This window comes from Sanguibacter gelidistatuariae, from assembly GCF_900096585.1.
Lineage (GTDB): Bacteria > Actinomycetota > Actinomycetes > Actinomycetales > Cellulomonadaceae > Sanguibacter > Sanguibacter gelidistatuariae.
The window spans coordinates 83,247-104,714 of record NZ_FMYH01000006.1 but is presented as its reverse complement, the minus strand read 5'-3'; the positions used below and the strand labels follow the sequence as shown (position 1 = coordinate 104,714).

General features: G+C 67.9%; 24 protein-coding genes. 17 read left to right on the top strand and 7 right to left on the bottom strand.

Annotated elements, in window-relative coordinates; genetic code table 11:
- Positions 1–261 precede the first annotated feature (261 nt).
- Together BLQ50_RS13505 and BLQ50_RS13500 are read left to right on the top strand one after the other, a co-directional pair.
- Entirely contained in the window at positions 262–585 is a 324-nt protein-coding gene (locus tag BLQ50_RS13505; RefSeq protein WP_093184567.1) for a hypothetical protein, read from the top strand.
- Positions 582–2,000 carry a TY-Chap2 family putative peptide chaperone gene (locus tag BLQ50_RS13500; RefSeq protein ID WP_093184565.1) on the top strand — a complete coding sequence of 473 codons (1,419 nt, stop codon included), beginning with the start codon at positions 582–584 and terminating at the stop codon, positions 1,998–2,000. Before BLQ50_RS13505 ends, BLQ50_RS13500 begins: the two co-directional genes overlap by 4 nt.
- Positions 2,001–2,130: 130 nt before the next feature.
- Here BLQ50_RS13500 and BLQ50_RS13495 read toward each other — a convergent pair whose 3' ends face one another.
- A complete protein-coding gene (locus BLQ50_RS13495; RefSeq protein WP_093184563.1) occupies positions 2,131–2,607 on the bottom strand; it encodes an LNS2 domain-containing protein in 477 nt (158 codons plus the stop codon).
- Positions 2,608–3,035: 428 nt separating this feature from the next.
- Between BLQ50_RS13495 and BLQ50_RS13490 the strand changes: the two genes are divergently transcribed.
- Positions 3,036–3,596 (top strand): hypothetical protein, encoded by a 561-nt coding sequence (locus BLQ50_RS13490; protein ID WP_093184561.1) that lies wholly within the window; start codon positions 3,036–3,038, stop codon positions 3,594–3,596.
- Between the two features lie 163 nt (positions 3,597–3,759).
- On the opposite strand, the gene BLQ50_RS13485 is transcribed toward BLQ50_RS13490, so the two are convergent.
- The 5 genes from BLQ50_RS13485 to BLQ50_RS13460 all read right to left on the bottom strand — a co-directional run bounded on the left by BLQ50_RS13485 (position 3,760) and on the right by BLQ50_RS13460 (position 7,735).
- A complete protein-coding gene (locus tag BLQ50_RS13485; protein WP_093184558.1) occupies positions 3,760–4,293 on the bottom strand; it encodes a hypothetical protein in 534 nt (177 codons plus the stop codon).
- A 9-nt stretch (positions 4,294–4,302) separates the two neighbouring features.
- The gene (locus BLQ50_RS13480; RefSeq protein WP_093184555.1) at positions 4,303–5,706 is read right to left on the bottom strand and encodes a hypothetical protein; all 1,404 of its coding nucleotides are present in this window, start codon (positions 5,704–5,706) and stop codon (positions 4,303–4,305) included.
- Positions 5,703–6,098 (bottom strand): hypothetical protein, encoded by a 396-nt coding sequence (locus tag BLQ50_RS13475; RefSeq protein ID WP_093184553.1) that lies wholly within the window; start codon positions 6,096–6,098, stop codon positions 5,703–5,705. Before BLQ50_RS13475 ends, BLQ50_RS13480 begins: the two co-directional genes overlap by 4 nt.
- A 496-nt stretch (positions 6,099–6,594) precedes the next feature.
- Positions 6,595–6,882: a helix-turn-helix domain-containing protein gene (locus BLQ50_RS13465; protein WP_093184547.1), complete on the bottom strand. Its 288-nt coding sequence runs from the start codon at positions 6,880–6,882 to the stop codon at positions 6,595–6,597.
- Positions 6,883–7,174: 292 nt separating this feature from the next.
- Positions 7,175–7,735, bottom strand: coding sequence for a type IV toxin-antitoxin system AbiEi family antitoxin domain-containing protein (locus BLQ50_RS13460; RefSeq protein ID WP_093184545.1), 561 nt, complete (start codon positions 7,733–7,735; stop codon positions 7,175–7,177).
- A gap of 411 nt (positions 7,736–8,146) precedes the next feature.
- Here BLQ50_RS13460 and BLQ50_RS13455 point away from each other — a divergent pair, with 411 nt between their 5' ends.
- Entirely contained in the window at positions 8,147–9,031 is an 885-nt protein-coding gene (locus tag BLQ50_RS13455) for a hypothetical protein (RefSeq protein WP_093184543.1), read from the top strand.
- A 243-nt stretch (positions 9,032–9,274) separates the two neighbouring features.
- On the opposite strand, the gene BLQ50_RS13450 is transcribed toward BLQ50_RS13455, so the two are convergent.
- Positions 9,275–9,604: a hypothetical protein gene (locus BLQ50_RS13450; RefSeq protein WP_139185830.1), complete on the bottom strand. Its 330-nt coding sequence runs from the start codon at positions 9,602–9,604 to the stop codon at positions 9,275–9,277.
- 10 nt (positions 9,605–9,614) lie between these two features.
- On the opposite strand from BLQ50_RS13450, the gene BLQ50_RS13445 reads away from it, so the two are divergent.
- The 13 genes from BLQ50_RS13445 to BLQ50_RS13385 all read left to right on the top strand — a co-directional run bounded on the left by BLQ50_RS13445 (position 9,615) and on the right by BLQ50_RS13385 (position 21,308).
- Positions 9,615–9,950, top strand: a complete 336-nt coding sequence (locus tag BLQ50_RS13445; RefSeq protein WP_139185829.1) for a hypothetical protein — start codon at positions 9,615–9,617, stop codon at positions 9,948–9,950.
- A gap of 372 nt (positions 9,951–10,322) precedes the next feature.
- Entirely contained in the window at positions 10,323–10,952 is a 630-nt protein-coding gene (locus BLQ50_RS13440; RefSeq protein WP_139185828.1) for a hypothetical protein, read from the top strand.
- 206 nt (positions 10,953–11,158) lie between these two features.
- Entirely contained in the window at positions 11,159–11,875 is a 717-nt protein-coding gene (locus BLQ50_RS13435) for an ATP/GTP-binding protein (RefSeq protein WP_139185827.1), read from the top strand.
- 30 nt (positions 11,876–11,905) lie between these two features.
- A complete protein-coding gene (locus tag BLQ50_RS13430) occupies positions 11,906–12,595 on the top strand; it encodes an SAF domain-containing protein (protein ID WP_093184531.1) in 690 nt (229 codons plus the stop codon).
- Complete coding sequence (locus tag BLQ50_RS13425) at positions 12,592–13,368, top strand: hypothetical protein (RefSeq protein WP_093184528.1); 777 nt, start codon at positions 12,592–12,594, stop codon at positions 13,366–13,368. The genes BLQ50_RS13430 and BLQ50_RS13425 overlap by 4 nt, the downstream gene beginning before the upstream one ends.
- Positions 13,365–14,822, top strand: coding sequence for a TadA family conjugal transfer-associated ATPase (locus BLQ50_RS13420; RefSeq protein WP_093184526.1), 1,458 nt, complete (start codon positions 13,365–13,367; stop codon positions 14,820–14,822). The genes BLQ50_RS13425 and BLQ50_RS13420 overlap by 4 nt, the downstream gene beginning before the upstream one ends.
- Complete coding sequence (locus BLQ50_RS13415) at positions 14,819–15,727, top strand: type II secretion system F family protein (protein ID WP_093184523.1); 909 nt, start codon at positions 14,819–14,821, stop codon at positions 15,725–15,727. The genes BLQ50_RS13420 and BLQ50_RS13415 overlap by 4 nt, the downstream gene beginning before the upstream one ends.
- Positions 15,724–16,638, top strand: coding sequence for a type II secretion protein F (locus tag BLQ50_RS13410; protein WP_139185826.1), 915 nt, complete (start codon positions 15,724–15,726; stop codon positions 16,636–16,638). Before BLQ50_RS13415 ends, BLQ50_RS13410 begins: the two co-directional genes overlap by 4 nt.
- Positions 16,639–16,676: 38 nt before the next feature.
- Complete coding sequence (locus tag BLQ50_RS13405; RefSeq protein WP_093184519.1) at positions 16,677–16,886, top strand: hypothetical protein; 210 nt, start codon at positions 16,677–16,679, stop codon at positions 16,884–16,886.
- Positions 16,887–16,904: 18 nt separating this feature from the next.
- Positions 16,905–17,324 carry a TadE family protein gene (locus BLQ50_RS13400; protein WP_093184516.1) on the top strand — a complete coding sequence of 140 codons (420 nt, stop codon included), beginning with the start codon at positions 16,905–16,907 and terminating at the stop codon, positions 17,322–17,324.
- Entirely contained in the window at positions 17,321–17,773 is a 453-nt protein-coding gene (locus BLQ50_RS13395) for a TadE/TadG family type IV pilus assembly protein (RefSeq protein ID WP_093184514.1), read from the top strand. Before BLQ50_RS13400 ends, BLQ50_RS13395 begins: the two co-directional genes overlap by 4 nt.
- 20 nt (positions 17,774–17,793) lie before the next feature.
- On the top strand, positions 17,794–18,216 hold the full coding sequence (locus BLQ50_RS13390) for a pilus assembly protein TadG-related protein (RefSeq protein WP_217629175.1): 423 nt from the start codon (positions 17,794–17,796) through the stop codon (positions 18,214–18,216).
- A complete protein-coding gene (locus tag BLQ50_RS13385; protein WP_093184508.1) occupies positions 18,213–21,308 on the top strand; it encodes an AfsR/SARP family transcriptional regulator in 3,096 nt (1,031 codons plus the stop codon). Before BLQ50_RS13390 ends, BLQ50_RS13385 begins: the two co-directional genes overlap by 4 nt.
- Positions 21,309–21,468: the final 160 nt, after the last annotated feature.

Here is a 21,468-nt window from a genome sequence, read left to right as displayed (position 1 = left end):
CTCGGAGAACTCTCCACCGGTGCTCTGACATGCAGGTCTACCCTCTGTCGGAAGAATGTGTGCCAGGATCTGAGCACCGCACATCAGCGTGTGGTTACCGGCGGAGGCGACGTGCTCGAAAGTTCATGGGAGACCCGTGTCAGGGTCGCTTCGCCGGACGGCGCGGCGATCACATTGGCTGCCGTACCTGTATCTGCGGTGCCAGGGGCCGGTGGCGGAGTCGGAGTTGCGCTAGACGTCGAGCTGACGACCCCGGACCGAGTGGTTCGCTACTTCGCCCGCCACCCCGCGCCGGCGTTCACGCCCGCGCTCGCCGAGGCGTGGCTCGAGTGCGCGGCCTCCCTCAACCCTGAACTTGACGTCGCAACGGTCTCGGACGAGTCAGCTGGCCTGAGCATGGTGGTGCTGAAGTCGACCGATCGGGACGTGACGCTCGAGTTCTCCGTGGTCGAGGACCTTGACGCCCACGTCCGCGAGTATGACGGGATCGCTTTCACCGTCGCACGGTCAGCCCTGGTGGCCGCCGCCCACCGGCTCCGCCAGTTCCCCCCCGATCCGACCCACTCAGGTTGGAGCAACGGATGATGGCGTTCTTCGACGAGCTCTTTGTCGACCCCGCCAAGACACGGCTCACGGGCATCCGCCTCACGGACCCGCGAGCCGACGACCGCGACGACGCCGAACTGGCCATCCACGTGGTGACCGTGCCCGAGCACCTCGATGCCGCTACCGAGCTCGGCTTCCTTGAACGTTTCATGCCGTTCTCCGTCGGGGGGATCGTTGGCCGCCTCGCCGACGGTGGTGAGTGGATGATCCTCTTCCAGCACCTGAGCGACCACGCGCGTGTCCTCGCTGGGGATGGCGCCCCGCTGACCTTCATGCAGGTCTCGCTGGACCGCGCGCTCGCGCTGAGTCCCGACCTCGTGCTGGACGACTCGTACGATCTCTCCGACTTGGATCTCCGTGGGTACTACGTCGATCAGGGCATCAACGCCGAGGTGGTGGGTCCATGGACCACCCGGACGCTGCTGCGTGGGCTCGTCGCTGACCTGTGCGGCTTTCCGCTGACCGCATTCGCCACGACGTACGCGCATGGGTGCGCCTTTCCGGAGGTGCCGCACGACTGCCAGCACGACACCGCCGACGACGTCTTCGCGCAGTGGACCCAGGCAGGACGGCTTTCTCCCGCTGATCCTGCGCAAGCATTGACCGCCGCGTTACCCATCGCGGCGGATGAAACGCTCTTCGACGAGCCCGAGGCGGCAAGTGAGCCGGAGGTCGCCGTTGATCCAGAGCCCGCAGGCCGATTCGTCAATGCGCAGTCATGGTGGATAGCGAGCGAGATCGCCCGACGGCATCCGCAATTGATTATTCACGAGATGCATCCCGGTGGCGGCATGTACGACGTGCTCGGGATCATGAAACCAGGCGGCCGTGAATCGCTCGCCTGGCTGAATCGCACTGGGCGCATCTGCGTTGCCACGGGTGATGATCGGAGCCCGAGCGACGACGACAGCTTTCAGCTCACGTGGACGGACGTCATGGCCATGGCGTCGCCGCACACGGCCGTCAAGGCGATCGAGGTCGCTGCGGGCCTCGTTCTGACCGGTAAGGCCCCGGCAAGCACGCCGCGAACGTTGGCCTACCGGGTCATCGCGAACGTGATCAACTCGTGTTCCAACGATCGTCACCACTGGGACGTTCGCAACGAGTTCATCGACTCCTCGAGCGACGACGACGGGGTCCTCAACGGCTATCTGGACGCATTCCCGGAAGCGCGTTCCGACAGCGCGCGCACCCCACGTCTCGGACTGTGGCACGAACCTGAAAGCCACTTCTGGGCCGTGCTGCGTGACGACGAACCCGTCGCCCTCATCTCGATCGAGGCCGCGCTATACCTGCCAGGCAAGAAGCCCATCGACATGATGGCTGAGTACAAGAGGCATGGTCGGCGCATCATCCCGTGCATGGCGTCGCTCCTCGGCGATCTGCTGCCCTGATCTGTCGAGTAGCGATCGTTCGCGCCCGATCCGTCCCCGAAGAAGCCTCACGGTTTTGAGAGTTCTCAGTAGGGAAATCGCTCGGGCCGTGCCGACGGCGCTGGGTGCTCAAGACCTTCGCGTTGTTGCGCTATGCGATCGCCTCGGCGACCAGCGCCGCTCGCTTGATGTGCCACGTGCAGTGGATGGCGGCGCTGTGCCCCAAGCGCTTCTGGACCTCACGAACGACCTCGGGATCGTCGTCGTACAGGACGATCTGCTCAACGTTCGGATCGGATGTGATCTCCTCGAGCATCCCAGCCTTAAGCGCCGCAAGCGGTGCAGTCACCTCCAACGGGCGCATGACGAGCTCGCCTGCTGGGAATCCGTGTTCGTCGAGCCATGCCTGTGTGACGCCGCGGAGGGCCTCCCAGCGTCCCGTCATGTAGGCGATCGTCCAGCCGTCGACCTGGGCTCGAGAAACCGCATCCTGACCCTGCTGCCAGACAGCGTCGGCGGCAACGGACTCCGGATGGAAGTAGTCGTCCCATCGCTTGTTCTGAGCGTGCTCAACGCGGTGGGTGTCGTTGGCGAGCACGCCATCGATGTCGAAGTACGCGATCTTCATCCTGAAGCACTCCATCTGCCGGTGAGGCTGGAGCATCTCACACAAAAAGTCCCGAACGTACCAGCCGTGGCTAGCGGGAGGGTGCGCCCGCTAGTCAGGTACGCCGCACACAGGTCCATCCCTAGCCCTTGAGCGTCGAACGCAATCGCGTCACTTCCATCGACGATGGTAGCCGGGGCATCGCCACCGCCACTGCCACGCCAAGCGGTCCTACTCGCCACATGGCGGCTGGACTCGAAGTCTCTGGGCTTCCTGGAACGCCTTGACGCTTGGTCACTCCGTCTGCGATGCTCGCGCGCACTATGCGAATGCGAGATAGGGCTTTCCCGATTCTGATTGCGGTGCCGATGACTGTCCTGCTGCTCACGAGCTGTAGCAGCTATGGAGGAGGCAGCAATCGGTCCGAGCCGTCAATCACATGTGACGGTGTGCTGGCGACAGTGGTGCATCGACTACGGACCGATGACACTGCTGGGGCCATCGATTCCGAGCTTGACTGGCTTGGAGACAACTGCTCGGCCGCATACGACATCTTCGTTGACTATGTGTCGACGAAGGGGATGGCGGAGCAGTTCGGCCCTGACGACTGTGACTCCTTGACGCAGTACATCGGGCGAGAGTCCATCGCTCTTCTGCGCGAAGACGGCCTCTGCTCGAGCGGCACTTCCGGGTCGCTGGCGGACGCCCCTGCCGTGGAGAACCAGCCTGGCGGCGGGATCGCGTGGAACGAGGCGGTCGGCTATGCCGGCACGACTCAACGCGTGTGCGGTCCGCTTTCCGGCAACGGCAGCTCGAACGACGATGTCTTCCTCAACCTCGGACGCGACTACCCTGACCCCGAGCGATTCCAGATCGTGCTCTGGGACGTCGGCGGCGTGGAGCCCATCTCGTACGGAGCGACTTTGTGCACGTCAGGTCAAATCACACTGTACGAAGGCGTCGCTCAGATCGAGCTGCAATCTGCCAGTCTGGTCGAGATCTACGAATAGGCGCCGGTTGGCGCTCTTCGACACCCGGATCTGGACCGCCCCGTCACCGAGGGTCTATGCGAATTTCGCGACCTCGGCCTCGCGAGGTTCCTCCCGCAACGATGGAGCCGATCGGCCTGCGACCAGTGCGCTGGGAGGCTGTGGGCGTTTCGCGGGATCAGGCTCACAGATCGGCCAGCGAGATGATGAATGCCCCGCGGCCGCCGTGCGACATCAGTTCTGACAGCGGGAGTTCGTCACGTAGCGCCCGGATCCACCCCGCACGCACGTTATCCGCTTCGAACGCACCGGCTACGAGCCGGTCAAGTGCTGGCTGCCCGAGCCCGGCCATAGGTAACTCGTCCACGTCCTCTTCGATGACGACACCATCATCGTCAGGAAAGTCCAGTGCCTCAGCGGGCTCCGCCAGGCTGCGATCGCACTCAATATCTTTGGCCTCGATGACTAGCCGGGCGAGTTTGTGGATGGCTTCTGTCTGCTCTACGTCGCCGACGCGCTCGAGCATCTCAATGACGACGCTGGTCCCCATGACGAGCCGGAGACGCCCGGGGTCTGCGTCATCGGCTGTGTCCTGAATCTGATCGATCACGACATCGATCTGCCCAAAGGTCAGCGCACCATCCTCGAGGAGCAGGTCGAAGGCTGCCTCTCGGGGGGAGACGTACGCGGGATCGAAGGACTGGCGGGCTTCCGGCATACTCCCACCCTAGAAGGCCCGTGGTGCCGACACTGCGTTGCGCAAAGCTGTTGGTGTTCCCGCTGGGTTGCGGCCGAGGTGGTGGCTATGGACGGGGTCTCGTTGCCCGTCACGTACCTGCGTCAGGGCGGTGTAGGCGTCGGCGATCTGCACGGCGCGCCCGTCTGGGAGCGCGACATAGCCGCCGGCGAGCTTGGCTGCTGCGGCGGTAGCATCCTGGCTGAGATCGTCGCGGTGGAGATCGCTGGCGGGAAGGAAGAGCTGATTCGACCGGGCCAGTGCGCTGAACGTGCGGGCGTTCCATGCGGTGATGTCGCCCATGAGGGAGAGCGCCCCGTTGACTGCCTGCTTGGTCCGTTGCTGGCGGGCGGTGACCTGGCCGTCCGGGGCAGGAGCGGCATGGACGTTGGCACACTGGGCCAGGAGGGTGGCGGCCCGGTTGATGCTTTTGCCGCCGAGGGAGTCTCGGGGGTCGATGCTGCGCACGGGGTACAGCGTGGCGGCGAGGTTCCGCCACGCGGCGGCCCGGTGCATGAGGACATCGACGACATGCTGGTGGTCGCCGCCGGGCGCGGGCAGGTCAGTGCCTGCGTAAAACTGGGCAGCTCGCACGTGGACTGCGAGGCCGAGCGCGGCAAAACGTCGCAGCGGGGCGATCTCGTAACTCGGTGAAGCAACGAGCTCCCACGCCTGCTGGCGCAGTGCTCGCATGTGGTCGGTGAGTTCGACGAGCGGGTCGAAGGTTCGCACGGCGGGGTGGACCGGTCCGGTGCTGTCGAGGCGGCGCGAGGCCGGAGGTGCGTCAAGGGTGAGGGCCGTCGCGGCGTCGTGCATGTCGTCGAGACCGGTCATGACCTTGCGTACGGCAGGCCAGGGGACGCCGGCTTGCCCGGCGCACAGCGCGAGCTGGTCGCGGCCGGCCAGGACGGCGGTCGTCATCGTGGCGGCGCGCGTCAGGCCCGCCAGGCGGACGTCTTGGTCGACGAAGAGGGCGGCGCCAGTCGAGCGGGGCTGGAACGTGCCGGTGGTGTTGTCGGCGTGCATGAGGAGCAGGTCGGTGGCTCCGCGGACGCAGCGGGCTGCCGCGGACCACGGCTGGGTGGGGTCGAGCCCGACGGGTTGGGCGGTGCGGGACTGGGCGTCGAGGTAGGTCCGGATGTCCTCACTGAGGTGCAGGGAGGCGAGTTCGCGCACGTCGGTTGTGGTGCTGGCTCTGAGGCCTTCGTGGCGTCCGGTGCCCAGGAGTACCTGGCTGTGTTTGGCCAGGGCGTCCAGGATCTGGTGGAACGCGGCGATGGCTGCTCGGGCCTGGGGGAGGGTGTCGAAGGGCGCGACGGCGAGGGACGTGGTGGCGCGGGTGAGGTGGACGGCGGCGGTGTTCATGAGGTCGCCGACGGTGGGGTGGCTGTTCATCGCGTCGAACCGCGGCCCAGGTAGTGCCCCGGGCCCAAGCCCAGTGCTGTGCTGAGCGCCGGGTCGATCTGGAGACCGCGAGCTGTGGCTGCGGCCACCAGGTCGGTGATCAGTGCCTTGACGGCGTCTTGCTCGTGGTCGGCGACCATACCCACCGCGATCGGTGGGCGTTGTGTCATGAGGTCGGGGTAGATCCACTCGATCTCGCCCTGGACCTGGCGGATGTCCATCGCCAGCAAGGTCACCCCCGCGGCCTCGGTCAGCGGGAGGGCGAGGGCGAGGTTCATGGCGGCTTGGCCGGCGACGGCGAGCAGGGTCCAGATCCCTCGGCTTGTGGTCTCGGTGGTCGTGACAAGCCGTTGGGCTTCCTCGATCCACGTGTGCGTTGTCATTGCCGTCTCCTCAAAGTCGTTGCCTGCGCGGTCATCTCACCCTCGCGGCGACCTGGTCACTGAGTGCGAACGGGGTCCTCGGATGTGGATGGGCGCCTCACTTGAAGGGGTGTGCGTTTGCTCGCGGGACAACCCGGGAAGGTGCCGTAGCCCTGCGCTCTGGCGCCCCGGGTTCTACGATCGGCGCATGAGAGTGCCTGGCCCGTGGATGTGCGAGTCCTGTGGCAAGCCGATTGACGACGCCGACGACGGCCTTGTCGTCTGGTCTGGTAGCGGTCCGGTGTGGAGTAGCTCGTTTCGCATCGTGCACGGATCCACGCCGGACCGCCTCGCCGGGTGCCCGCTTCGAGGTGAGTGGAGCGGCGACTCCCAGATGGTCGCCCTGACCGCCCTGTTGGATGACGACGCCGCGTCGTAGCTGCGCGCGGCACGGACAGCTCGCCCCGGGTGCCCCAGGGCATCGCATCGCCAGGTCCCCCCCGGTGACCTGCGACCGTCAGTCGTCCTGCCCGCGCAGTGACTCGACGAACTTGGTCAGCGCCTCGGGGGTGATCTTGCGCAGGGTGTGGACGTGGACGGATTCGATCTCGCCGGTGGCGATCATCTGGTAGAGCAGCGCGCGGCTGATCCCGAGGCGGCGTGCGGCCTCGGGGACGGTCAGGAGCACCTGGTCGTCGGGCTGGATGTTGATGGTGACGATCTCAGCTCCCCGGTGAGCCGGCCGCGGCGCGCGCGGGGCAGTCTCGGGTGTGACGAGGCGGAGTGTGGACTTGCTGGTGATCATGAGGACCTCCGTGGAATGGCATGGTCAGTCCACCGTCCGCAGGGCATATAGACACAGCGATGACGCTGTTGCCCGACGCCGGGCTGAGGTCCAGCGTCATCGCCGGCGTCATCGGTGCGTCATCACCGTGACGATCGGGTGGCCGTGATGACGCAGACGCAGATTCGGTCCCTCATCACGTGGTTGACCAGCGGCAACGCGTTGCGTCATTGGCTGGGTGTGCCCGTGCCCGTCTTCAGTGCAGTCGTTCGCGCGGTGGATTGGAGCTGGCGGAAGACGCTGTCGCCGGTGTTCAGGTGAGTGCGTTCAGGGCGCGCAGGATCGGTCCTCGGGCACGGGGGAGCTGGGAGGCGATCTCGATGAGCCGGGCGGGTTTGCCGCCGCGGCGCAGCCACTCCTTCAGAGCGTCCCGGGCGATCTCGTACCCGGTGTCTCCGCGGAGTCGGTATCCGTCGGCGATCGACCGTTCAGGGGAGTAGATGCCGATCGTGAGATCCGTGCCGGGAATCGCGATCTCGTCCCTGCCGACGTCGAACGTGGCGCGGTCGAACTGATGCCATGCGATCGATGGGCTCCCGGCCGGGGTGCGGGACCCGCGAGGGATCGCGATGTCCAGTGCCGCGGGGATGGTGTGGGTCAGGTCGTAGTGCGCCAGCGCGGAGGTCAGACAGATCGTGGCGTCGGGCCGGCGGGTCGAGGCCTCGATCCAGTCCCAGTCGGCCGGCCCCGCGCCGGTGGGTAGGTAGATGCCTCGTGCGATCCGCTCGTAGCGACCGTCCTGTGTGGCGCGGTAGAGGGCGCTTCGTGAGAGCCCCGCCTGATTCGCGGTGCTCGGTGTCAGTGTCTTCGCCATGGGTCAGTCCTCACCTGGTGCGAATCGTCTACAGATAAGGCTACGTGATGACGTTTCGTATCAGGGCCTCGATGGGGAAGACAGTGGTCGTCTGAGGCGTCTGCGGCTACGTCCTGGGGGTGACGAGGCGGACCGCGAACTTGCCGGTGATCGTGAGGACCTCCATGAAATTGCATGGCGCCCTACTGTCCTCAGGGCATATAGACGAGGCGATGACGCTGGAGTCTGACGCCTTGATGAGGTCCGGCGTCATCGGTGCGTCATCACCGTGACGATCGGCTGGCGGCGATGACGCGCGGGCGTCATCCCTCCGTCATCAGGTGGTTGAGCAGCGGCAAAGCGGTCCGTCATCGGTGGGGCTATATGACGCGGTGAGCGTGAGGGGTGTTCCCACGACACCTGGAGGTACTCATGTCCACCACGACGACGACCACGCCCTCGACGCCCACCGCAGCCCCGCACCGTGGCCGGGCCCCGGCGCGAGAACTGCATGACAACGACGCCCTGTTGGCTGACCTGGTCCGCATCGACGCCGAAGGGTGGAACGGCCCGACGGCAACCCGAGTCCTGGCTGATGTCCGCTCGACGATGGTGCGGTCCATGGTCGCAGCGCTCGGCCTGCACGGGGTCGAGGCGAGTCAGGCGGAGGCTTCCGCCTGGGAGGCGGCCTGGGAGGAGCTGGCCGCTCCGCGCATCCGTCAGGCGAACAGTCCCTGGGGTGTCCTGGCACGGGTGATCCGCCGCGCGGTGGCGACCGAGATGGTCACCGCCCGGTACGGCACGACGGCGAGCAAAGCATGGAAGCTGGCGCACTCACCCGATGGAGCCACCTTCGCCCGGCCGGTGGCCTTCGACGCTAGCGTTCACGATGCCGTAGCCCGCGGCGGCGCAGGGGCGGGGGACCTCGGCGACGAGATCATCAACCGCGAGCTGCTGCGGTGCGTGCTGGGTGGGATCGGACAGGTGCTCATCAGTGCTGGGTGGTCTCGCGAGGATGCCCAGCGTCTGGCTCTCGCGTTGCTCAGCTTTGACCCGGGTCGCCCGGATGGTCGGGCCACGATGTGCAGTTGGCGGCGGCTGGCGTTGCACGCGGGGATCCCGCAGTGGCAGGCGCACCGGGTCCTGGCGGTGGTCCGCGGGTCCGGTGAGCACGAGGGCCTCTTCGACCGGGCGCTGCGCGGTGACCTGACCGTCGATGACGACCCGGTGATGGTCGAGGCGTTGGCCTCCACGGTGGTGCAGTCGCGCCGGCCCCCGACCGCCCTGTATGAGGCGCCGAGGTCGCGGGCGGCGTGAACGGGATTTCGCCGCGGAGGGCGAACAGAGGGTGGTAGAGATCGTCGTCCACAAGGCCCGTCGTGCCGATCTCATCCACAGATCCGCCCCAGGGGCACATGGCGTCCCGCTCGGTATGGCATACCTGGAAGGCATGAACAGTCCAGAGCACCGCGCGCCTTGTGGGCACCTCGAGGATGAACCTGCCTGGTATCGCAATCCGCGCACGAGCTGTGCACTGGACTCAGCGGTCATGGCCAGGAGCTACCGCTGGGTCAGCGTCGATCCGGATGGGAGCGGGTGGTCGCTTGTGAGAGACGGACAGAAGTGCGCACGGTTCGAGGTCGTCGCGTTCGCGGCTACCTTGGCGTTGATGCTCACCGCGTGCGGGGGAGGCGCGGCGTCGCCCACACCGACCGCGACGACGTCGAGCTCACCGTCCGCAACGGCGACGACGGAACCAGCCACCCCACTTCCGGCGACCACCGAACCGCCGGTGGAGCCGACCCCGAGCAGCGACCCGACGATCGAGCAGGCCACCGCGGACATCCTTGAGGTGTACAGGGCGTGGTGGGACGCGCGGATCCAGTTCATGGCGGATCCCATGAACGAGCCCCCAGAGTTGAGCTACCACTCTCAGGACGATGCCCTCGTCGGACTCCGCGAAGCGGCAGACCTGTATGTGTACAACGGGATCATCACCACCGGAGCGCCGGTGATCTTTCCGGTGGTGTCCGACGTCTCCTTCGAGGCGAGCGGTTCGGCAACCATCCGCGACTGCGTCGACGTGACTAACTGGCTGCCGGTCTATGTTGCCACGGGGGATTCCGCACTGGCGCCCAATCAACTGATGCGTGTGGTGTCCATCTCTACCGCGTTCATCTATGCCGGCCGATGGGTGATCGGCGATACGGCCGTGTATCGGGAGACGTCGTGCTGACGCGGACGAGCGTCACGCACTGTTGGCGATCGCGTTGGCACCGACTGCCCCGTGAGGCGCCGAGGTCCCGGGCCGGGCCGGGTGGGGGAGACTCGTCGCGGAGGACGAACTGCGGGTGGATGTGATCACCATCCACCAAGTTCATGCGGACGGTGTCATCCACAGATCCGCTCTGGGGCCGCCCGGTGTCCCGCGGGGCCTGGCATACCTGGAGGTATGAACAGTCCAGACCATGGTGCGCCGCGCGGGTGGCTCGGGGAGGAACCTCTCCGGTTTCGCAAACCTCGCATGAGGTGTGCAATGAGTTCAGCGGTCGAACCCGTGGGGTACCGCTGGGTCAACGTCGATCCGGATGGGAGCGGGAGATCGCCCATGAGACACGAACGGAAGTGCGCAAGGTTCAAGGTCGCCGCGCTCGCGGCGACCTTGGCGTTGATGCTCGCTGCGTGCGGGGGCGGCGCGGCGTCGCCCACACCGACCGCGACGGCGTCGAACTCACCGTCAGCAACGGCGACGTCGGAACCGGCCACCTCGCCTCCGGCGACTACCGCTCCACCCGTGGAGCCGACTCCGAGCGTGGACCCCGTGATCGAGCAGGCTACCGCGGACATCCTCGTGACGTATCAAGCATGGTGGGACGCCCGCGTCCGATACATGACGGATCCCACGAATGAGCCTCCGGAGTTGAGCTACAACTCTCAGGACAAGGCCCTCGGCGGAGTCCGTGACGCAGCGGATCGCTACGCGTTCAACGGGATCGTCTTCTCCGGTACACCGGTGATCTCTCCGGAGGTGTCCGACGTTTCCTTCGTGGCCAACGGGTCGGCAACCATCCGCGACTGCGTCGATGTCACCAACTGGCAACCGGTCTACGCCGCCACCGGAGGATCTGCAGCAGCGCCAGATCAGCCGACGCGCATGGTGTCCATCTCCACGGCGTTCGTCCACGACGGCCGATGGGTGATCGGCGATACGACCGTGTACCGGGAGTCATCATGCTGAGGCGAATGAGCGTCACGGCACTGCTGGCGATCGCACTGGTGTACGGCGCTGGTCCGAGTTCGGCGCAGGTCATCGAAGGTGTGGATTGTCCCCCGTCTGACTACACCTGCTACGTGACCGCCGATCAGCCCGGCGCACCGGGCCGGCCAGACACTCCAGGGACGCCGACACCATCGGCATCTGGCTCCACTGGTACTGGGTGTGTGGTGCCGAACTCCACTCGCTCGATGCCGTGCTCGAGCGACCTGTGGGGATCGTTCAACAACGCCGACGGCTGCTACTACCTGCGACTCGACCCACCACCGAATGCGAGCCACCCAATCTGGAGTGGAGACAGTCCGGAAGGCCGGAGTGTCTACCAGCGCGAGTGCATGCTGGCCGGTGGAGGATCGTCCAACTACGGATGGGCAGTGCTCGACGACGCCGTAGCCGCGCCGGCAATCACCGCGACCCCGGCACAGGTGGCTCTGCAGGCGATCGCGCAGATGACGCTGCTCGGCCCCGACATCGCGATGGCGCCGCCGACCGACAGGCTCGGGCTCGTGGGGATCCCGGTCTGGATGTGGACCGACGCGACGACGGCGACCTGGGGGCCGGTGACTGCGACCGCGTCGGTGACCGGGGTGTCGGTGACCGCGACCGCCAGCGCCTCCAAGATCGTCTGGGACATGGGTGACGGTCACACCGTCACCTGCCGCGGCCCCGGCACCCCCTACGGCGGTGGCGCGTTCACTGACTCTCCCGACTGTGGGTACGTCTACCCGCGGTCCTCCGCCGGGCAACCAGGCGACGCCTACACCGTCACCGCCACGACCACCTGGGACATCACCTGGGTCGGGGGTGGGCAGTCCGGGTCGTTGACGACGACCCGGGATTCGACGACGCAGCTGCAGATCGGCGAGCTGCAAGTCCTCAACCAGTAATGCATCCGCAGTATCCGAAAGGAGAACGCGATGACCACAACCCGACGGACCTCTGGCCAGGCGCCGACGACAGCCAAAGCGCGGCCGGGCACCTTGTCCGCGCCGGCGCTCGCAGTCCCGCAGGGCCGGCGCCGCCCTGGCCTCCTGGCCTTGGGCATCGCACTGACGGCGTTGGGTGCCCTGGTCGCGGCCTGGCTCGTCACCGGCGCCAGCGACCGGACCAGCGTCATCGTCCTCGCCCACGACGTCGCCTACGGCGAAGTGATCACCCAGACGGACCTGTCCGTCACCGACGTTGCAGTCGACCCCACCGTCACCACGGTCCCTGCAGCGGATGCCGGGGGCCTGGTGGGCCTGGTCGCAACGACCAACCTCCTCGCCGGCACGCTCCTGAACCCCGCGCACCTCGCTGCGCAGATGCCGCCCGGCGAGGGCCAGGTCCTCGTCCCACTCGCGCTCGCAGCGAACCGCCTCCCAGTCGGCGGCCTCCACGCTGGGGACACCCTGCTCGTGGTCGCCACACCACAACCAGGCCAGGACACAGCCGCGACCGCCACTGCGGCGACGCAGGTCACTGTCGTGCGGGTGGGGGCGGCCGACCTGAACGGGGTGAGCGTGATCGACGTCGTCGTCGACGCGGACGCCGGCCCAGCGCTCGCGGCGCTGTCGGCAAGCGGCGATATCGCCGTGGTCCTCCAACCGGCGGGAGGCCAGTCATGACGCTCATCGCCTTGTGCTCGGCGAACGGCGCACCAGGGGTCACCACCGCCGCGCTCGCGCTGGCCTGGGCGTGGCCTCTTGAAGGTGGGCGCAGCTCCCTCGTGATCGACGCCGACCCCGCCGGGTCGGGGATCCTGCCCGGATACCTGCAGGCCGCCATCCCAGCAGGAGGGGGAGTGCTCACCCTCGCCGCCCGACGCGGCCCACTGACCGGCGATGACCTGCTCGGTGAGGCGCTAGCACTGGACCCCAACGGCACCCGTCTCCTGCTCGCGGGGATCAGCAACCCAACCCAGGGATCGTCCCTTGGTGGCCTGTGGCCGCGGCTCGTCTCGGCGGCCCACGACCTCGACCCGGCCGGAGTTGACGTCTTCACCGACGCCGGGCGCCTGGGTCACCGCTACGAACCGTCCCCGGTGCTCGACGGCGCCGACGTCGTCGTGCTTGTGCTGCGCCCCACCCTCACCGGGGTCGTCGCCGCAAGGGCAGCACTTGCGGCGCTCCGGGAGTCGCGTGGACTGGTACGGCGGACCACGGCACTGCTGGTCGGGGACCGGGCGCCCTACGGTGCGGATGAGGTGGCCCGTGCCCTCGAGGTGGATGACCTGTTGGTGCTTGCCACTGACCGAGGTGCGGCGAGCATTCTCTCCGGCGGTGGGGTCACCGGTTGGCGGTTTGCCCGGTCCTCGCTCATGCGGTCCGCCGCAGCCGCAGCCGGCGGGATCCGCAGCCGCCTGGTGAGTACTCGTCTGCCCGAGGGGACGCGATCATGACCATCGACCTACGCGCCGAGCACCCCGCAGTCCCCGGAAGCGCGGACCCGGCGGGCCTGGGCGCGTTGATCCCACCAGGGCTCAACCGGTATGACGCCGTTGCCGCAGACCATGGGCTTGTGCGCGAGGTGCGCCGGGCAGTCTCCGAGCAGCTGGCGGAGCGCCTCCAGCAGGACCCGGTGGCCGACCCAAGTGCGCGACGCGAGTTGTGCCGGGCGTTGCTCGCCGAGGACCTCTCACGCCGGGCGCGGGCTCTGGTGCGCGCCGGGCAGCGCCCGTGGCCGGTGGAGCAGGAGATGGCGATCGCCCAGTCGGTGATGGCGGCGCTGTTCGGGATGGGCCGGCTGCAGCCGCTCATCGATGACCCGGACGTGGAGAACATCGAAGTTGATGGATGCGACCAGGTGTGGATCTCCTACGCGGACGGCCGCGACGAACGCGGCCCCGCGGTGGCCGAGTCCGATGCCGAGCTCATCGAACAACTCCAGCTCTTGGCAGCGCGCACCGGGTCCGCTGAACGCACCTTCTCCTCCGCCAACCCCCGCCTCCACCTGCGCCTCGATGACGGGTCTCGCCTTGCGGCGATGGCGTGGACGACGCCGCGACCCTACGTCGTCATCCGCCGTCACCGGGTGCGGGACGTGAACCTCGCCGACATGGTGCGCCTGGGAACACTCGACACGGCGCTGGCGGCGTTCTTGGGTGCGGGGTTGCGGGCGGGGAAGAACATCGTGGTCACGGGCTTGCAGAACGTGGGCAAGACGACGTTGGTGCGGGCGCTGGCGAGCGAGTTCGATCCAATGGAACGCTTCGCGACCATCGAAAAGGAGTACGAGCTGCACCTGCACTCCCTCCCCGAACGCCACCCCCGCGTGGTGCCGATGGAAGCCCGGGAGGGGTCGAGTGAGAAGGACGCGCACGGGGACCGGGCCGGTGAGGTGACGCTGCGGGACCTGGTGAATGACGCGCTGCGGATGAACTTGCGGCGAATCATCGTGGGGGAGGTGCGCGGGGAGGAGATCTTGCCGATGCTCGACGCGATGAGCACCGGTGACGGGTCGATGTGCACCCTGCACGCACGCACCGCCCACCACGCGATCGACCGGGCAGTCACTTTGTGCCTGGCATCGGGGAACTCCATGACCGACGCCTTCGCCTACCGACTGGTCGCCGGGTCCGTGGATCTGGTGGTGCACCTGACGATGGTGGACCGGTTGGCCACGGGCGGGCCCAAGCACCGGTTCGTCTCCCACGTCCTGGAGATCAACGGCCTCGGTGAAGGATCACGACCGGTGACGACCACCGTGTTCGGGCCCGGCGCGGACGGTCGCGCGGTGCCCCTGCACCACCCGGCGTTCCTGGAGGACTACACCGACGCCGGGTTCGACCCGGCCTTCCTCGACCACAAAGCCGGAACCTGGGCCCGGCCCCTCGACCACGGGGACCGGAGATGAGCCAGCTGATCGCAGCACTCGCCGGGGCGCTCATCGTGGGCGGACTCGTCATCGCACTCACCGGTGTGCGCACGACGACGGCGCCGCGGGCGTCGTGGCACCGGCACGCCGCCGGGTCGCTGCGACCCGGAGCGCGCCGTAGCGGCGGGAGTCGCGGTGATGCGCGGCGGTGGCGCTGGTACATCGCCGCCGGCGCGGGAGTGGCGGGTTGGTTGGTGACCGGGTGGCCGGTCGTCGGACTCATCGCTACCGCGTCGGTGCTGGGAATGCCGGTGCTGTTGGGCACGGCGAAGGCGCAGAGCCGGGTGATCGGGAGGGTGGAGGCGTTGGAGGAGTGGACCCGGCGCCTGTCGGACATCCTCATCGCCGGGATCGGCCTCGAGCAGGCCATCACCTCGACGCTGCGCATCTGCCCACCCCCGATCGCCAACGAGGTCGGGGCGTTGGCGGCGCGGTTCGCGGCCCGCTGGTCGACTGAGGACGCGCTGCGGGCCTTCGCCGACGACTTGGACGATGCGTCGGGGGACCTTATCGTCAGCGCGCTGATCCTCAACTCTCGCCGGCGCGGCCCCGGGATCGCCCGGATCCTGGTCGCGGTGGCCGACGCGGTCGCGGAGGACGTGAGCGTGCGCCGCAAGATCGAGGCCGAACGAGCCAAACCGCGGGCGACGGCCAAAGCCATCACGATCATCACCTTCGCCGTCGTGGGAGTGGGCGCTCTCAACGGGACCTACCTGCAGCCCTACGGCGACCCGCTGGGGCAACTCGTGCTGGCACTGATCACCGTGGCGTTCATCGGGTGCTTGGCGTGGATGAGGGCGCTGACGGTCTCACCACCGGCCCCGAGGTTCATCGCACGCCAACCCGCCGCAGTGCACGTCGCAGGGGAGGTGGGCGGGCGATGAACGGATGGATGGTCCTCGTAGCGGGGGCGATGGTCGGGCTCGGTGTCGCGACGATCGCGGCGGCATTGGTGCCCAATCGCCCCAGCCTGCGCGCCGCCTTGAGCCGCCTGGACGCCGGCCCCCAGGACACCTTCTACGCACCCCGAGCCGCCTCGAAAGGACGGTTCGTCGTGCCCGCCCGGGTGGGTGCGATCCAGGACCGCTACCTACCCCGGGTGGCCGAGGCCTTGGGGCTACGCCGGTTCGCCGCTGACCTGAGGGTCGTGGGCTGGACCCCGGAAGACCTCGCTCTGCGCAAGATCGGCTACGCCGCCCTCGGTGTCGCCTTCCCCACTGTCTTCGCCCTCCTGCTGGCCGCCACCGGCGTGCACGTTCCTCTGGCCGTTCCCACGGTCGTTGCCCTGGCGCTGGGAGCGGCACTGTTCTTCGTCCCGGAACTGGACGTGCGACGTCGGGCACATGAGGAACGCGAGGACATGCGCCGCGCCGCGTGCGTGTACCTGGAACTGGTTGCGTTGGAGCGGGCGGCCGACGCGGGCACGACCGAGGCACTGGACCGCGCGGCCAGCATCGGCGACTCGCGCTCGTTCACCCGGATCCGGGAGGCACTGCTGCGCGCGGAGCTGTCCCGCGTGCCGGCCTGGTATGGGCTCAGCGAACTCTCCGACGTCATGGGGGTGCCCGAGCTGGGGGACCTGGCCGACATCATGCACCTGTCTGGGGCCGACGGCGCCGCCGTCTACGCGACCCTGCGCGCCCGAGCGGCGTCCCTGCGCACACAGCTGCTGACCAGCGCGACCGCGAAAGCCAACGCCGCTTCGGAGCACATGGTCGTGCCCGTGGCCCTGCTCGGGGTGGCGTTCATGGCCCTGGTGGGCTACCCCGCCTTCATCCGCATCCTCGTCGGATAACCCGCACGTCACCGTGAACACCTCGGAAGGAGAAGACAATGAACCTCTACGCAGCACTCACCCTGGTCAGCGCGTACATGACCGCAACCCGCTCGACCATCAACCGGCGCATCCACGCCGGCGATGGCGAAGCCGGGGCCACGACCCTCGAGGTCGTCATGATCACCCTCGGCCTCATCGCCGTCGCCACGCTCTTCGTGGTCGCGATCACCGCAGCCGTCCAACGCCGCGTCGACCAGATCAACTAACCGAGCGCAGGGACTGCCATGACCTGGGTGAAGCGCATCCGCCGGGACCTCGTCCACGGCGGGTCCGAGCGCGGGTCGACGAGCCTGGAACTGACCATCTTGTTCCCGGTCCGGCTTCTCCTGGTGTTCGCGCTCGTGCAGTTCGGCCTCTGGTTTCACGCCCGCGGACTCGCCCTCGCCGCCGCCCAAGAAGGCGTCAGCGCCGCCCGCCTCTACCAGGCGACACCCGGGGCCGGGGTGGACCGTGCGACGGCATTCATCGCCGCCCACGGGTCGGACACGCTGCTCGAAGCCCAGGTGCTCGACGGATCCACGGCCACGCGTGTGCGGATCGAAGTCACCGGACGCGCCCTGTCCGTGCTGCCCGGCGTCGCCGGACTCGCGGTCTCCCAGCATGCTGAGGGGCCCGTCGAGCGGTTCACTGTGGGTGTGCCATGAGCTGTCTCAGAGATCGCATCACGGCGGTGCGTGTAGATGGTGAGCGGGGGAGTGCAACCCTTGAGCTGGCCATCATCACCCCAGCGCTGCTCCTCCTGCTGGGATTGATCGTCATGGCCGGGCGGGTGGACCTGGCGGCCGGGACGGTCGAGCATGCAGCCGCCTCAGCTGCACGCGAAGCGACCTTGGCCCGGGACCCTGCTGCAGCGGTCGCAGCGGCGACGAGTACGGCTGCGGCTGACCTCGCTGCCCAAGGCGTGGTCTGCGCATCGAGCGCTGTCGATGTCGACGCCGCAGGCTTCGCCGCCGCGCTGGGAGAGGCCGCGACTGTCACGGTCACGGTCTCCTGCACCGTCCCCCTGAGTGACCTGGCGGTCCCCGGACTGCCCGGCAGCCGGACGATGACTGCGTCGGCGACCTCATCCCTTGATCGGTACCGATCACGATGACCGGCCAACGACGCTCTCGCGTGCAGTGGAGGGACGAGACCGGGTCGGTCTCCGTCTTCGTGGCCATCACCGCCATCGGCCTGATGATCCTCGCCGGCCTCATCGCCGACGGCGGCGCAAAACTGCGCGCCACCCAACGCGCCGAGTCCATCGCCGCCGAAGCAGCCCGCGCCGGCGGACAAGCGATCGACACCCGCGCCATCGCCCACGGACGGGACCTGAGCATCGACGTCGAGCAAGCCGTCCGCGCCGCACAGACCTACCTGACCAGCGCGGGGGTTGAAGGTGCCGTGAGCGTCAGCGACGACGGGACGCGGATCCAGGTCCATGTCACCAGCCAGTCCCGGACGGTGTTCCTGTCCCTGATCGGCATCGGCACCCTCAGCGCGAACGGCAACGCCGCCGCGGTCCTCGTGCACTCAACGACAGGGCAAGGACCATGAACCAGCACACCGATCGCCAGACGACGAGAGCACGCGACCGGCTACGCGCCGGGCTCGCACTCCTGGTCCTGCTCGCCCTCGTCGTGGGTCTCCCGTTCGCCCTCCTGGTCGTCGCACCCATGCCAGTGCCCACAGCGATGCCGGACTGGGACGGCATCTGGCAGAGCCTGATCCAGCCCGACGACGGATCCCTGTTCGTCGGGCTCCTCGCCGTCGTCGCCTGGCTGGCCTGGGCTGCCTTCACCATCAGCGTCCTGACCGAACTCACCTCGACTCTGCGGCGGGTGCCCGCACCCTCGATCCCGCTGCTGGGATGGAGCCAGCGCGCCGCCGCCGGGCTGGTCGCGGCCTCAGCCATGCTGCTCGTCTCCGGCGGACCCGTGGCGATGGCGCCTGCGGCTTATGCGACTGTGGGGTACGTCCCGCTGCCGATCGACGCGCAGGCTGCACCCGCTGCGGCGGGAACTCCTGGCGGAGTGAGTGGGACCGGTAGCGAGGCCGGTCCCACGACCCCGGACCTCGCTGCGTTTGGAGGCCAGGGTGACCACCCGCTGGTCACGGTCGCCCACGGCGACACTCTCTGGAGCTTGGCCGAACACCACCTCGGCAGCGGAACCCGGTATGCCGAGATCCGCGACCTGAACCTCGGCGCACCCCAGGCGGACGGACGCGCCCTGAGCAGCGACCACTGGATCTACCCCGGATGGACGCTCCAACTGCCCACCGACGCAAGCAACCTCCCCACGCGGGTCGAAGAGACAGCTGACGCCGGACTGGCCGAGCCTGTCGCTCATGTTGTCGAGCCGGGGGAGAGCCTCTGGGCGATCGCCGGCGACGAGCTCGACGACGAGCTCCGCTACGTCGAGATATTCGACGCCAACGCCGGTCTCGTCCAAGCCGACGGACGGGCGCTCACGGACCCAGATCTCATCCAACCCGGCTGGCTACTCACCATCCCCACCAGTCCTACGAGCATCGCGCCACCCGCCCCACCCGTGATGGTCGAGCCTCTGCCACCGGTGCCGGAGGTTGCCCCGGACCTGCCCTCGGTTCCGCCGATGCCGCAGGCTACCGGTACGCCCACCGCCGAAGCCACGCCCCCCGCAGAAACCACGCCGACCACTGGGACCACCCCAGGCGCGGGGGCCACCGAGGACACCGACACCTCCGAGGTAGCGCCCGACGACACGACCGAGGCCGAACCCACCTCTTCTTTCGCCACCTCGCTCTTCCTCGGCCTCACCGCACTCGCGGCGGCCGGGGTGATCGGCGAGATGACCAGGCGCCGCTTGCTACGGCAGCGTGTCCGCCGTACCGGTGAACGCATCCCGATGCCGGTCCCGGGGTCACTGGAGCAGGTCGCGGAGACCGCACTTCGACGTGCACCCCAACCCTTGACGCTGACCGAACTCAAGGACTCTCTGCTGGCCCTGGCCGCCCGATGCCGGGCAGCGGCTCGACAGTTGCCACGCGTCCAGCTGATCCGTCTCACCGAGACCGACATCGAACTCGTGCTCGCGGACTCCGACGACGACCCGATCGGTCCCTTCCAGACCATCGACGGCCAGACCTGGACTGCATTGACCAGCGATCTGCTCGCCGCAGAGGCGATCGCGACCGACGACGTCGCCGAGCCATACCCCGCTCTGGTGACGATCGGCATCGAGGGAGAAGCGGTGCTCATCCTCAACCTCGAAGCCGCCGGCACCCTGAGCATCACCGGACCGGGTGACGCGCCGGTCGAGGTCGCCCGCGCCATCGCCACCGAACTTCTCACGAGCGAACTCACCGGGCGCATCGGACTCGTCGCTGGCAAGGAAGTCGCGGACCTCGCCGCGGTCAGTGACCGCGTTCGGCTCCAGATCGTCGACGACGAGGACGACCGGGCAGGCCAGCTGAATCTCCGGAACGCGGACGTGGCACGAGTTCTGAAAGCGGAGGGAATCCACGACACACTCGTGGCGCGATCGACCGGGACGGTCCCGGACGTGTGGCTCCCCGTCATCTTCATGGTCACGAGACCAGAGACCGATGGGGTCGCAATCGGGAGCCAAGAGAGCCCGGTTGCAGCCGCCCCGTGGAGCGGATCCGTCCTCATCACCGCAACTCCGCAGGAGCACGGCTTCGAGGTGCGCATCGGGCCCGAGGGGCGAGCGCAGTTGGAACCGCTCGGACTGCCTTTCCGACCGCAACGCCTGACCGTCGAGAACTACTGCGAGCTCGTCAACCTCTTGCGCCTCGGAAGCGACCCGACCGCAGAGGATGCGGATGGGACCGGGGACGAGACCCGAGACCTCGAGGAGGAGTTCACCTCTGCACTTGCGGCGGCATCGCCAGAGACCCCGATCCTTGCCTCCCATGTTGGCGTCTTCGAAAGCCGAGACCCAGCGGCACCGAGGGTGAAGGTGCTCGGCCGCGTCGAGATCGACGGTGCACCCTCAGGTGGACATAAGAGGGCGCGAGAACTGATCGTCTACCTCGCCCTCCATGGGCCGGCGACAGGCCCAGAACTTGATGAGATTCTCTGGAGTGGAGAACGCATCAATGCCCGTACCCGAGCCAGCCTGGTCTACCGGGCACGTCAATGGTTCGGCCGAGATTACCTCCCTGTCGTCGGGGAGGACGGCCTGTACCGCCTCGGTGACGATGTGACCTGCGACTGGACCGACTTCCAGGAGCACGCCCGCCGCGGCCTCACCGCAGGCACGGATGGATCGGCCGACCTTGCTGCTGCACTGCGCCTGGTGAGAGACCGGCCGTTCCTCGGAATCGGAGGGACGGAGTTCATCTGGGCCGAGACCGAAATACAAGCCATGATCGGCCTCATCGCCGACACCGCCCACCTCCTCGCCGAGGTCCAGCTCCGCAAAGGACAGAACCGGGCCGCTGTCGAGACCGCGATGATAGGGATCCGCGCCGAACCCTGCTCGGAGACCTTGCACCGCGACGCCATCCAGGCGCTCACCGCAGAAGGGGACGTGGGCCGAGCAACGGAACTGGCCGACGCGTTGTATGAACGGGTCCATCACCTCGACCCGGAGTGCACACGCCAGGAAGTTGACGAAGTTCTACGAATCGAGCGAGTCCGCTGAGAGCGGGACCTGCCCTCCCAGGTGCCAACCCGCCCATCGAGTACGCGCAAGTCCACGACGCTTCACTCGCCGGGCAGTTTCAACCCGCATAGAAGCGGGAGAAAACCTCATGCGCTTCACTTCCACGCCGTCGCGAACTAGTGCACGTGTCGCCTAGGTC

What these genes read in the sequence shown, in the direction of transcription:
- BLQ50_RS13495 (WP_093184563.1), bottom strand. Translation starts at nt 2,607, where the DNA reads ATGAAGATCGCGTACTTCGACATCGATGGCGTGCTCGCCAACGACACC.
- BLQ50_RS13460 (WP_093184545.1), bottom strand. Translation starts at nt 7,735, where the DNA reads ATGGCGAAGACACTGACACCGAGCACCGCGAATCAGGCGGGGCTCTCA.
- BLQ50_RS13430 (WP_093184531.1), top strand. Translation starts at nt 11,906, where the DNA reads ATGACCACAACCCGACGGACCTCTGGCCAGGCGCCGACGACAGCCAAA.
- BLQ50_RS13400 (WP_093184516.1), top strand. Translation starts at nt 16,905, where the DNA reads ATGACCTGGGTGAAGCGCATCCGCCGGGACCTCGTCCACGGCGGGTCC.
- BLQ50_RS13485 (WP_093184558.1), bottom strand. Translation starts at nt 4,293, where the DNA reads ATGCCGGAAGCCCGCCAGTCCTTCGATCCCGCGTACGTCTCCCCCCGA.
- BLQ50_RS13475 (WP_093184553.1), bottom strand. Translation starts at nt 6,098, where the DNA reads ATGACAACGCACACGTGGATCGAGGAAGCCCAACGGCTTGTCACGACC.
- BLQ50_RS13420 (WP_093184526.1), top strand. Translation starts at nt 13,365, where the DNA reads ATGACCATCGACCTACGCGCCGAGCACCCCGCAGTCCCCGGAAGCGCG.
- BLQ50_RS13395 (WP_093184514.1), top strand. Translation starts at nt 17,321, where the DNA reads ATGAGCTGTCTCAGAGATCGCATCACGGCGGTGCGTGTAGATGGTGAG.
- BLQ50_RS13465 (WP_093184547.1), bottom strand. Translation starts at nt 6,882, where the DNA reads ATGATCACCAGCAAGTCCACACTCCGCCTCGTCACACCCGAGACTGCC.
- BLQ50_RS13480 (WP_093184555.1), bottom strand. Translation starts at nt 5,706, where the DNA reads ATGAACAGCCACCCCACCGTCGGCGACCTCATGAACACCGCCGCCGTC.
- BLQ50_RS13425 (WP_093184528.1), top strand. Translation starts at nt 12,592, where the DNA reads ATGACGCTCATCGCCTTGTGCTCGGCGAACGGCGCACCAGGGGTCACC.
- BLQ50_RS13455 (WP_093184543.1), top strand. Translation starts at nt 8,147, where the DNA reads ATGTCCACCACGACGACGACCACGCCCTCGACGCCCACCGCAGCCCCG.
- BLQ50_RS13445 (WP_139185829.1), top strand. Translation starts at nt 9,615, where the DNA reads ATGAACGAGCCCCCAGAGTTGAGCTACCACTCTCAGGACGATGCCCTC.
- BLQ50_RS13405 (WP_093184519.1), top strand. Translation starts at nt 16,677, where the DNA reads ATGAACCTCTACGCAGCACTCACCCTGGTCAGCGCGTACATGACCGCA.
- BLQ50_RS13410 (WP_139185826.1), top strand. Translation starts at nt 15,724, where the DNA reads ATGAACGGATGGATGGTCCTCGTAGCGGGGGCGATGGTCGGGCTCGGT.
- BLQ50_RS13440 (WP_139185828.1), top strand. Translation starts at nt 10,323, where the DNA reads ATGAGACACGAACGGAAGTGCGCAAGGTTCAAGGTCGCCGCGCTCGCG.
- BLQ50_RS13415 (WP_093184523.1), top strand. Translation starts at nt 14,819, where the DNA reads ATGAGCCAGCTGATCGCAGCACTCGCCGGGGCGCTCATCGTGGGCGGA.
- BLQ50_RS13385 (WP_093184508.1), top strand. Translation starts at nt 18,213, where the DNA reads ATGAACCAGCACACCGATCGCCAGACGACGAGAGCACGCGACCGGCTA.
- BLQ50_RS13500 (WP_093184565.1), top strand. Translation starts at nt 582, where the DNA reads ATGATGGCGTTCTTCGACGAGCTCTTTGTCGACCCCGCCAAGACACGG.
- BLQ50_RS13450 (WP_139185830.1), bottom strand. Translation starts at nt 9,604, where the DNA reads ATGAACTGGATCCGCGCGTCCCACCACGCCCTGTACACCTCAAGGATG.